A 10,451-nucleotide genomic window follows, 5' to 3' on the forward strand; every position below is an offset into this window, starting at 1 on the left:
GCCATCGCGGGTGGCCGGGCCATGGCAGGCGGCCGGGCCATTGCCGGCGGGGCGGCGTGGACCATCGGTGCGGAAGGACGCGCCATCGCTGGCGGTGCGGCTGGACGTGCCGCCGGTCCACCCTTTACGTGCGGCTGGGCGGACGCGCCGCCGCTCGTCACGAGCATTGAGGCACTAATCAAAAAGACAATAAGTCCAGCGCGGCGGGAAGGCATGAGCGTAGCTCTCCGTCCATTCCTGCCCGCAGAGCTTCAACGCGCGGATGTCGAAATCGTTCTTGTTCGCTGTAGCCGGCCGTGCGGTCTTCCGACGCAGGGAACCGTCAGGAGACATCCTGGGTCAGGGCAGCCGCGATCCGCTCCAACGCCCAGTCGACCTGGTCGGCCGTGATCACCAGCGGCGGAGCGATGCGGATGGTGTGCTCGTGGGTGTCCTTGGCGAGGATGCCACGCGCCTGCAGCGCCAGGCAGTAGCGGCGGGCGCCGCCGGCCTCCGGATGAAGTTCGATCGCCAGCATCAGACCGCGTCCGCGCACCTCGCGGATGACGTTGGCGCGGATGTCCTGCAGTCCGGCGAGAAAACGCGCACCCTGTTGCGCCGCGTTCTCGATCATCCCTTCCTCGACCAGCACCCGCAGCGCTGCGCGCGCCACCGCGCAGGCCAGCGGGTTGCCGCCGAAGGTCGAGCCGTGCTGGCCCGGCCGCAGCGTGCCGAGCACCGCATTGTTGGAGAGCACCGCCGATACCGGATAGAAGCCGCCCGACAGCGCCTTGCCGAGCAGCGTCACGTCGGCCTCGATGCCCTCGTGCTGCTCGGCGAGCAGCTTTCCGGTGCGGCCGAGCCCGGTCTGGATCTCGTCGAGCACCAGCATAACGTTGCGCGCGGTGCACAGCTCGCGCACGCGGGCGAAATAGCCCGGCGGGGGAATGATGACGCCGGCTTCGCCCTGCACCGGCTCGACCAGGAAGGCCGCGGTGTTGGGCGTGATCGCCTGCTCGAGTGCTGTGGCATCGCCGAACGGGATGATCTTGAAGCCCGGCGCGAACGGGCCGAAATGATCGCGCGACCCGGCGTCGGTCGAGAAGCCGACGATGCCGAGCGTGCGGCCGTGAAAATTATTGGCGCAGACGATGATCTCGGCCTGCCCGTCCGGCACGCCCTTGACCTCATAGGCCCATTTGCGCACCGACTTGATCGCGCTCTCCACCGCCTCGGCGCCGCTGTTCATCGGCAGCACCTTGTGCGAGCCGGTCAGCTCCGCGAGCTCGCGGTAGAACGGAGCGAGCTGGTCGTTGTGGAAGGCACGTGAGGTCAGCGTCAGCCGATGCGCCTGCTCGATCATTGCTGCCAGGATCTTCGGATGACAGTGGCCCTGGCTCACCGCCGAATAGGCGGAGAGACAGTCGAGATACCGGTTGCCATCGGTGTCCCAGACCCAGACGCCTTCGCCGCGGGACAGCACGACCCCGATCGGCTCGTAATTGTAGGTGCCGAACTGCGCTTCGGTTGCGAGGAGATCAGTGACCGATGGACTCATCCTGTGTCACTCCCGCTGTCGCGCACCAGATTACACCAATGCGCGCCTGCAACTGATTTGGGCATCAGTTCCTCCACAGGGAAGTGGGGTCACCGGCCAAATTCGCGGGGGGACAATGCTCTCTATGCGTTGATGCTGCAGGGCACGCTGAGGAAGCCGCGGAAGCGCACCCGGCCGCCGCGCACCGGCTCGCCGTCGAGCACATAATTCGGGAAGCGGGCCAGGAAGCGCGAGATCGCGATTGCGCCTTCGAGGCGCGCCAGCGCCATCCCTGCGCATTGATGTGCGCCGGTCCCGAAGGCGAGGTGGCGGTTCGGCGTGCGCGCGACGTCGAAGCTTTCCGGGTTGGGGAATTGCGCGCCGTCGCGGTTGGCGGCGCCGATGCACAGCGTGACCAGCGTGCCGGCCGGCAGCTTGATGCCGCCGAGCTCGGTCTCTTCCACGATCATGCGGTTGCCGAGCTGGTTCGAGCTCTCGTAGCGCAGCATCTCCTCGACCGCGGTCTTGATCAGATCGGGCTGCGCGAGCAGCCGCTGCTTCTGATCGGGATATTGGCTGAGCGCCACCAGCCCGTTGCCGATCAGGTTGGTCGTGGTCTCGTGGCCGGCGTTGAGCAGGAAGATGCAGTTGTGCAACAATTCCTTCGCGGTCAGCCGCTCGCCATCGTCCTCACCACTACCTTCTCCTCGGATCAATCGCGTCAGCACGTCGCGTTCGGGATTGCCGGGCTTGGCGCGGCGGCGTTCGACGAGGGTTTCGAGATAGGCGAGGAAATCCTTCACCGCGTTGTTGCCGCGGTCGAACGCGTCCTTGCCGATCACGGGCTCCAGCGCGCCGAGGATCGCCAGCGACCAGTCGCGCAGCGGCTCGCGTTCGTCGTGCGGCACGTCGAGCAGATTGCCGATCACCTCGACCGGGATCGCGGAAGCGAAGTCGCCGATCAGCTCGAAGCGATCCTTGGTCGCGATGCGGTCGAGCAGGCTGTCGACCAGCGCGATCAGGTCCGGCTCCATGCCGGCGATCGCGCGCGGCGACAGGGCGCCCATGATCAATCGCCGCACGCGGGTGTGCGCCGGCGGATCGTTGAAGACGAGGCTGGTGGTGTGGTGCTCGTAGAGCAGTGAGTGGCCGTATTTCGGCAGGAACTCCTTCTTCTTGTCGGAGGAGAACGCCTTGGTGTTCTTGTAGGCGGCGATCAGGTCGTCGTAGCGGGTGAGAAAATAGCAGCCGTTCGGCAGCCGCTTGACCGGGGCGTGCTCGCGCAGCGCGCGATAAGTCGGGTAGGGGTTGGCGTAGAAGTCCGCCGTCAGCTTCTCCAGGTCGAAGCCGTCAGCCAGCTCTCGCGCGTGCCCGTTCATGGCGATTCCAACCCAATTAGTTTCATTTGCAACTATCGTAGGCCGCGGGCGGCGGCCGCGCAACACAATTTGCGGGGAGTTGGGACCGGCGCGGGCGCGCCGCGCGGTGCGAGTAAATCGCAGAGCCATATGCGGTATTGCGCTTTGATGAAGCGCACGCGCCCCTCTACAGTCGCGGCCAAACAATAGAGAGCCGGAAACGCCAATGCATGCCCGTGCCGACACCGCGGCCTCCTGGCCCGAGGAGATCTTCTCGATATTGCAGCGCTTCGAGGTGCGCCAGGTGCCCTACGTGCCGGACGCCGGGCATTCCGAGCTGATCGAGCGCGTGCTGGGTTCGTCCTCGATGCGCGGTATTGCGCTGACGACCGAGGAGGAGGGCGTGGCGCTGCTCGCGGGCGCCTGGGCCGGCGGCCAGCGCGGCGCGCTGCTGATGCAGTCGAGCGGCGTCGGCAATTGCATCAACATGCTGTCGCTGGTGCAGATCTTCCGCTTGCCGTTCCTGACGCTGGTGACGATGCGCGGCGAATGGGGCGAGTTCAATCCCTGGCAGGTGCCGATGGGCTCGAACACGCAAGGCATTCTCGAATTGTCGGGGATCAAGGTGTTGCGCGCTACGCGTCCGGACGAGGTGCGGGAAGTCGTCGAAGCCGGCGCGGCGCAAGCCTACAACGCCTGCACGCCAACCGCCGTGCTGCTGTCGCAGCGCCTGATCGGGGCAAAGGTCTTCACCAAATGAGCAAAGCCAATCTCCTCGACCGCCGCGCCGTGGTTTCCGAGCTGCTGCGGGACCGCAGGGGCGCCTTCGCCGTCGGCGGCCTCGGTGCCTCGACCTATGACATCGCCGCGGCCGGCGACCACGACCGTAACTTCTATCTCTGGGGCGGCATGGGCGGCGCCGTGATGATCGGGCTCGGCCTGTCGCTGGCCCAGCCGGCGCTGCCGGTCGTCGTAATTACCGGCGATGGCGAGATGCTGATGGGAATGGGAAGCCTCGCGACCGTCGCGCTGCAGCAGCCGAAAAACCTCTCGATCATCGTGCTAGACAACGAGGCCTATGGCGAGACCGGCGGCCAGGCCAGCCATACCGGTGGAACCGCCGACCTCGTGGGTGTTGCCAAGGCCTGTGGAATCGCCGATAGCCGCTCGATCAGCACGATGGCCGAGGTCGAGGCTTTTGCCTCGTCTTTGCAAGACGTTACGGCAGGGCCGCGGTTCGCCAGCGCGAAGATCGACGGGGCCAATCTGGAACGCGTGCTGTCCAGCCGCGACGGCACCTACATCGTCAACCGCATCCGCGGGTCGATCGGACACACTCCGATATAAAGTGGCTTTCGCGGTGCAATAGAACCTTGACTTTTGGTAAAGTGAGTGATTACTCACGACCCAAATGTCTACCTTACGCATGACGAGTGACTTGCGGCGTCAGTTGATCCTGAGCGCCGCAAAGCGGTGTTTCGCCCGCAACGGCTTTGCCGGCACCACGACAAAGAGCGTGGCGGCCGCGGCTGCCATTTCGGAAGGGCTTTTGTTCAAGCACTTCCCGTCGAAGGCCGCGCTTTATGCCGAGATCCTTGCTGAAGAGTGCGAGGCGGATCCCGATCTCGCCCATCTGCTCGGCCAGGAGCCGTCGACCGCGACGCTGGTCGAACTGGTGCAGGGCATGGTCGGCCATTTCATGCAGCTGCGCGATGCGCCGGACCAGGAAGAGGCGCAGCGGATGCGGCTGATGGTGACGAGCCATCTCGACGACGGCGAGTTTGCGCGCCTGCTCTACGACAAGGTCGGCAAGCTGATCGGTCCGACCTTCGCCGCTTCGCTCGAGCGGGCGATCGCCGCCGGCGAAGCGACGCAGATCGGCGACGAGCCACTCAACCTGTTCTGGTTTGCGCATCATACCGTGCTTATGGGCGCGCTGACGCAACTGCCTGCGACACCATGTCTCCCCTATGGCGATGCCGCCGCGGCCGAGCAGCAGCTTTGCCAGTTCATTCTTCGCGGCATCGGACTTACCGAAGCCGCAATTTCAACTCATTTGGGCCGCCAGCCGTCGCCGAGCGCAGGACCGTCGGTAACTGCAGAAAGTGCATGACATGAATATTCAGACCGAAAGCCACATCTCGGGGCAACCGATCAAGGAGAAACAAGCCAAGCGTCCCGTCCGCCTGGTGCGCTGGTTCATCATCGTAGGCCTGTTGCTGGCCCTGCTGGTCGGCGCGCTGGTCGGCTTCAACGCCTTCCGCAGCCACATGATCGCGCAGTTCTTCGCCAATAATAAGCCGCCGCCGTCCAACGTCACGGCCGCCGAGGCGAAGACGGAAGTGATTCCGAACCTCTTGACCGCCGTCGGCGATCTCGTCGCCGTGCACCAGGTCAACGTCACGACCGACGTGCCGGGCCGCATCACCGAGATCCTGTTCACCGCCGGCAGCCACGTGAAGGCGGGCACGCCGCTGGTGCAGCTGTTCGACGCACCGGAGCAGGGCGACCTCGCCAGCTTCAAGGCGCAGGCGACCGTGGGCGAGCAGCAGCTCGACCGCGCCAAGCAGCTCGCGTCGCGCCAGTTCGGGCCGCAGTCGACCGTCGATACGGCGCAGGCGACCTACGACCAGGCCAAGGCGGGCATCGCCAAGACCGAGGCGCTGATCTCGCAGAAGCTGGTGCGTGCGCCGTTCGATGGCGATCTCGGCGTTCGCCAGGTCGAAGTCGGCCAGTATCTGACGGCCGGCACGCAGATCGTGTCGCTGACCGATCTGTCGGTGCTGTATGCCAACATGACCGTGACCGAGAAGCAGAGCTCGCAGATCAAGGTCGGCCAGACCGTTCGGATCAAGGTCGACGCCTATCCGGGCCGTACCTTTGAGGGCAAGATCACGACCATCGAGCCGCAGATCGCGACGGACACCCGCAACATCAAGGTCCAGGCCACGATCCAGAATCCGGACAGCATCCTCAAGCCCGGCATGTTCGCGACCACCACGATCGTGCTGCCGGACAAGCCGCCGGTCGTCACGGTTCCGGAAACCGCGGTCGACTACACGCTGTACGGCGACTCCGTGTTCCTGATCACCGAGAAGAAGGGCGAGGACGGCAAGACCACCCTGACCGCCGAGCGCACCTTCGTGAAGACCGGCAACCGCCTCGAAGGCCGCGTCGAGATCCTCAAGGGCCTGAAGGCCGGGGACAAGGTCGTGGCTGTCGGCCAGATCAAGCTGCAGTCGGGCATGGCGGTTGCGATCTCGACCGACCCGGCGCCGCCGATTCCGGCCGAGCCGCCGCGCTACTGATCTCCATTTATCTAAACCCGGAGGGCCTGATGGCCCTCCGCCACATGTTGCCGCTACCGGCAGACAACACGAATCGAGTTGGCGATGGCCTTCACTGATATTTTCATCAAGCGCCCGGTGCTGTCGGTCGTCGTCAGCCTGCTGATCCTGCTGATCGGCTTGCGCGCTGCGATGGTGCTGCCGATCCGGCAATATCCGAATCTCTCGAATACCGTCGTGACCATCACGACATCCTATCCTGGCGCGTCGCCGGAGCTGATCAACGGCTTCATCACCACGCCGATCGAGCAGGCCGTCGCGTCGGCTGAAGGCGTCGACTACATGACGTCGAACTCGGTGCTCGGCACCTCGACGATCCAGGTCTACGTCAAGCTCAATCACGATCCGAACCAGGCGCTGACCGAGGTGCTCGCCAAGGTCAACTCGGTCAAGTACCTGATCCCGAAGGAAGCCTTCGATCCGGTCGTGACCAAGGCGACCGGTGACACCATCGCCGTGATGTATCTCGGCTTCTCCAGCGAAGAGCTGACCGGATCGGCGATCTCCGACTATCTGACCCGCGTCGTGCAGCCGGTGCTCTCGACGGTCGACGGCGTCGCATCGGCCGACATCCTCGGCGGCCAGACCTTTGCGATGCGCGTCTGGCTCGATCCGACCCGGATGGCCGGACGCGGCGTGTCGCCCAACGACGTTGCGGCTGCGATCGCAGCCAACAACTTCCAGGCGGCCGCCGGCCAGACCAAGGGCTTCTTCATCGTCTCCAACGTCTCGGCCAATACCGACCTTCAGAACATCGATCAGTTCAAGCGCATGATCGTGAAGGCGAAGGACGGCGGCTTCGTGCGCATCGAGGACATCGCGACGGTGGAACTCGCGGCGCAGTCGACCGACGCCAGCGTCGCCTTCAATGGTGAACATGCGATCTTCATCGGCATCAAGGCGACGCCGCAAGGCAACCCGCTGACCCTGGTGAAGGGTGTGCGCGCGCTGTTCCCCGACCTCGAGCGCAACCTGCCGCCGTCGATGAAGATGAAGGTGGCCTACGACTCCACCAAGTTCATTCAATCGTCGATCGACGAGGTCGAGAAGACGCTAACCGAAGCGGTGCTGATCGTCGTCGTCGTCATCTTCCTGTTCCTGGCCTCGCTGCGGTCGGTGATCATTCCCGTCGTCACCATTCCGTTGTCGCTGATCGGCGTCTGCATCCTGATGCTGGCCGCCGGCTTCAGCTTCAACCTGCTGACGCTGCTGGCGATGGTGCTCGCGATCGGTCTCGTGGTCGACGACGCCATCGTGGTGGTGGAGAACATCCATCGACATCTCGAGGAGGGCCTGCCACCTGTGCAGGCATCACTGAAAGGCGCGCGCGAGATCGTCGGCCCCGTCGTCTCCATGACGATCACGCTGGCTGCGGTGTACGCGCCGATCGGCTTCCTCGGCGGCGTGACCGGTACGCTGTTCCGCGAATTCGCCTTCACGCTGGCCGGGTCGGTGATCGTGTCGGGCGTGATCGCGCTGACGCTGTCGCCGATGATGTGCTCGGTGTTCCTCAAGAGCGCGGAAGAGGGGCGTTTCTCCAGGCTGGTCAATCGCGTGTTCGGCGCGCTGACGCGCGCCTATGGCCGCCAGCTCGACCGCTCGCTCGACTACCGTCCGATCACGGCGCTGTTCGCCGTGACCATCCTCGGCCTGGTCGGCTTCCTCTATATGCACATCCAGAAGGAGCTGGCGCCGCAGGAGGACCAGGGCATCGTGTTCGCGGTGACCAAGGCGCCGAAATACGCCAACATCGACTACATCGATTTCTACGGCGACAAGATGGACAAGGAGTTCCAGAAGTTTCCCGAGACCGACCTGCGGTTCATCCTGAACGGCATCACCGGTCCGCAGGGCGGCTTCGCGGGCATGCTGCTCAAGCCGTGGGATGAGCGCAAGCGCTCGGCCCAGACGCTGCAGCCGCTGGTGCAGGCCGAGCTGTCGAAAATCGAAGGCGTCAGCGCGTTCGCGTTCAGCCTGCCGCCGCTGCCAGGCGGCCCCGGCGGTCTGCCGGTGCAGATGGTGATCTCTTCGACCGCCGGCTTCCAGCAGGTGTTCGACCAGATGAGCAAGCTGAAGGATGCCGCGCGCAAGAGCGGCCTGTTCATCGTCACCGACAGCGACCTCGATTTCAACCAGCCGGTGGTCCGGGTGAAGGTCGATCGCTCCAAGGCGAGCGACCTCGGCATCACCATGCAGCAGATCGGTGGCGCGCTGGCGACGCTGCTCGGCGGCAATTACGTCAACCGCTTCAACCTCGAAGGGCGCTCCTATCAGGTGATCCCGCAGGTGCCGCGCGCCAGCCGGCTTGCGCCTGAGTCGTTCGACAACTACTACGTCCCGACCGCGACCGGGCAGCTGGTGCGGCTGTCAACCGTGGTGTCGGTCGAGACCGGCGTCGATCCGAACGCGCTGACCCACTACAACCAGCTCAACTCGTCGACCTTCCAGGCCGTGCCGATGCCCGGCGTTTCGATGGGCCAGGCGGTGGAGTTCCTGCAGGGTGAAGCCAAGAAGCTGCCGTCCGGCTTCAGCTACGACTTCCTGGCCGACTCCCGGCAATACGTCCACGAGGGCAACCAGCTCCTGGTGACCTTCGCGTTCGCCATCATCATCATCTTCCTGGTGCTGGCGGCGCAGTTCGAGAGCCTGCGCGATCCGTTCGTGATCATGATCTCGGTGCCGATGGCGATCGTCGGCGCACTGATCCCGCTGTTCTTCGGCGTCGCCACCATGAACATCTACACCCAGGTGGGCTTGCTGACGCTGGTCGGACTGATCACCAAGCACGGCATCCTGATGGTGGAGTTCGCCAACGAGCTGCAGCTCAACGAGGGACTGGACCGCCGCTCGGCGATCGAGATGTCGGCCCGGATTCGTCTGCGTCCGATCCTGATGACGACGGCGGCCATGGTCACCGGCCTGCTGCCGCTGCTCACCGCCTCGGGCGCCGGCGCCGCCAGCCGCTTCTCGATCGGGCTCGTGGTCGTGGCCGGCATGACGATCGGCACGCTGTTCACGCTGTTCGTGCTGCCGGCCGTGTACATGACGATTGCGACCGACCACCAGGCCGCGGCCCGTTCCGACCGCGCCAAGCAGATCGCCGACTATGAACTCGACAAGCACGGCGGTGCACTGAAACCGACCTGAGCCCTCCAAGCTCATGCTCGCAGGAAAAGGCGGCACTGGCGAAAGCCACTGCCGCCTTTTCTTTGTCCCGTGATAGCCTTGCCGCAGGCTGGCGGGAAAGATTGGGAGGCACCAGGCATGGCGAGCGAGTTTGCGGCGGGCAATTACCGGTTCATTCCGGCCGTGTTCCAATATTCCAGCGGCGCGCAGGCGAACGCCGGCTATGAGATCGAGCGGGTGCGCTTCGATCGCCTTCTGCCGCTTGCGGACGGCTTTGCGCGGATTGCAGCCTACATCAAGGACGCCGGCCGGCCGCTGACCGCGTTCTGCGCCTGCGAATTGCGCTCGCCGGCCGCCTTCACCGAGGACGGTTTCCGCGCCTTCAACCAGCACTATGTCAAGACGCTTGCCGAATGGGGGCTGTTCGACGGCACCATCAATCCGGTCGCGCGCAGCAATGTCTGTCCCGAGATCGATCCGCCGGCCGAGCCGTCGTTCTATGCGTTCTCGTTCACGCGGCCGAGCACGACCACGTCGCCGTCCTTCGTGATCGCGGGCGGCGCCGAGGCCCGCGGCGGCACTGCCAGCTATCCCGACCGCATCGTCTGCTATCGCGATCTCAGCCCCGGCGCGTGGCGCGAGAAGGTCCGCTTCACCGCCGGCGAGATGGAGCGCCGTCTGGCGGAGTTCAGCTTCGGCTGGCAGGAGACGACAGCGGTGCAGGCCTACACCGTGCACGACATCCATCCCGTGGTCGTCGACGAGCTGGTCCGCCGCGGCGCCACGCGCTCCGGCCTGACCTGGCACTTCTGCCGCCCGCCGGTGGTCGATCTCGAATACGAGATGGATTGCCGGCGCGTGTTGCGGGAGGTGGTGCTCTAGCTTCCGCCGTCATTGCGAGGAGCGAAGCGACGAAGCAATCCATCGGTCCACGTACGCGGAGCGATGGCTTGCTTCGCTCGCAATGACGCGGATGGCACTTCGCACAGCTTTATCCTCCGTCATCCTGAGAGTCTGACTCATAAATCATCGCCCCCTATCTGCAGCGGCAAGTCTGCGGGTCAGGAGTCTGATGTGTGCAATCAGCAGCCAGGCAGCTTCGGT

Annotated in this window: 8 protein-coding genes; 6 read left to right on the top strand and 2 right to left on the bottom strand. The window is 64.9% G+C overall.

Annotation, left to right across the window (positions count from 1 at the left end; translation table 11 throughout):
- Positions 1–322: 322 nt before the first annotated feature.
- Positions 323–1,537, bottom strand: coding sequence for an ornithine--oxo-acid transaminase (gene rocD, locus AC628_RS39160; protein WP_074131991.1), 1,215 nt, complete (start codon positions 1,535–1,537; stop codon positions 323–325).
- A 122-nt stretch (positions 1,538–1,659) separates the two neighbouring features.
- The gene (locus AC628_RS39165; RefSeq protein WP_074131993.1) at positions 1,660–2,895 is read right to left on the bottom strand and encodes a cytochrome P450; all 1,236 of its coding nucleotides are present in this window, start codon (positions 2,893–2,895) and stop codon (positions 1,660–1,662) included.
- A 205-nt stretch (positions 2,896–3,100) separates the two neighbouring features.
- On the opposite strand from AC628_RS39165, the gene AC628_RS39170 reads away from it, so the two are divergent.
- The 6 genes from AC628_RS39170 (at position 3,101) to cnbZ (ending at position 10,229) form a co-directional block, all read left to right on the top strand.
- The gene (locus AC628_RS39170; RefSeq protein WP_074131995.1) at positions 3,101–3,634 is read left to right on the top strand and encodes a thiamine pyrophosphate-binding protein; all 534 of its coding nucleotides are present in this window, start codon (positions 3,101–3,103) and stop codon (positions 3,632–3,634) included.
- Positions 3,631–4,221 (top strand): thiamine pyrophosphate-dependent enzyme, encoded by a 591-nt coding sequence (locus AC628_RS39175; protein WP_074131996.1) that lies wholly within the window; start codon positions 3,631–3,633, stop codon positions 4,219–4,221. The genes AC628_RS39170 and AC628_RS39175 overlap by 4 nt, the downstream gene beginning before the upstream one ends.
- 64 nt (positions 4,222–4,285) lie before the next feature.
- A complete protein-coding gene (locus AC628_RS39180) occupies positions 4,286–4,987 on the top strand; it encodes a TetR/AcrR family transcriptional regulator (RefSeq protein ID WP_074131998.1) in 702 nt (233 codons plus the stop codon).
- Position 4,988: 1 nt separating this feature from the next.
- A complete protein-coding gene (locus AC628_RS39185) occupies positions 4,989–6,182 on the top strand; it encodes an efflux RND transporter periplasmic adaptor subunit (RefSeq protein ID WP_074131999.1) in 1,194 nt (397 codons plus the stop codon).
- An 84-nt stretch (positions 6,183–6,266) separates the two neighbouring features.
- Positions 6,267–9,368 (top strand): multidrug efflux RND transporter permease subunit, encoded by a 3,102-nt coding sequence (locus AC628_RS39190; RefSeq protein WP_074132000.1) that lies wholly within the window; start codon positions 6,267–6,269, stop codon positions 9,366–9,368.
- A 117-nt stretch (positions 9,369–9,485) separates the two neighbouring features.
- Positions 9,486–10,229, top strand: coding sequence for a 2-amino-5-chloromuconate deaminase CnbZ (gene cnbZ, locus AC628_RS39195; protein WP_074132002.1), 744 nt, complete (start codon positions 9,486–9,488; stop codon positions 10,227–10,229).
- The last annotated feature ends 222 nt before the right edge of the window (positions 10,230–10,451 follow it).

It is taken from the genome of Bradyrhizobium sp. NAS96.2 (assembly GCF_001908235.1).
Taxonomy (GTDB): domain Bacteria; phylum Pseudomonadota; class Alphaproteobacteria; order Rhizobiales; family Xanthobacteraceae; genus Bradyrhizobium.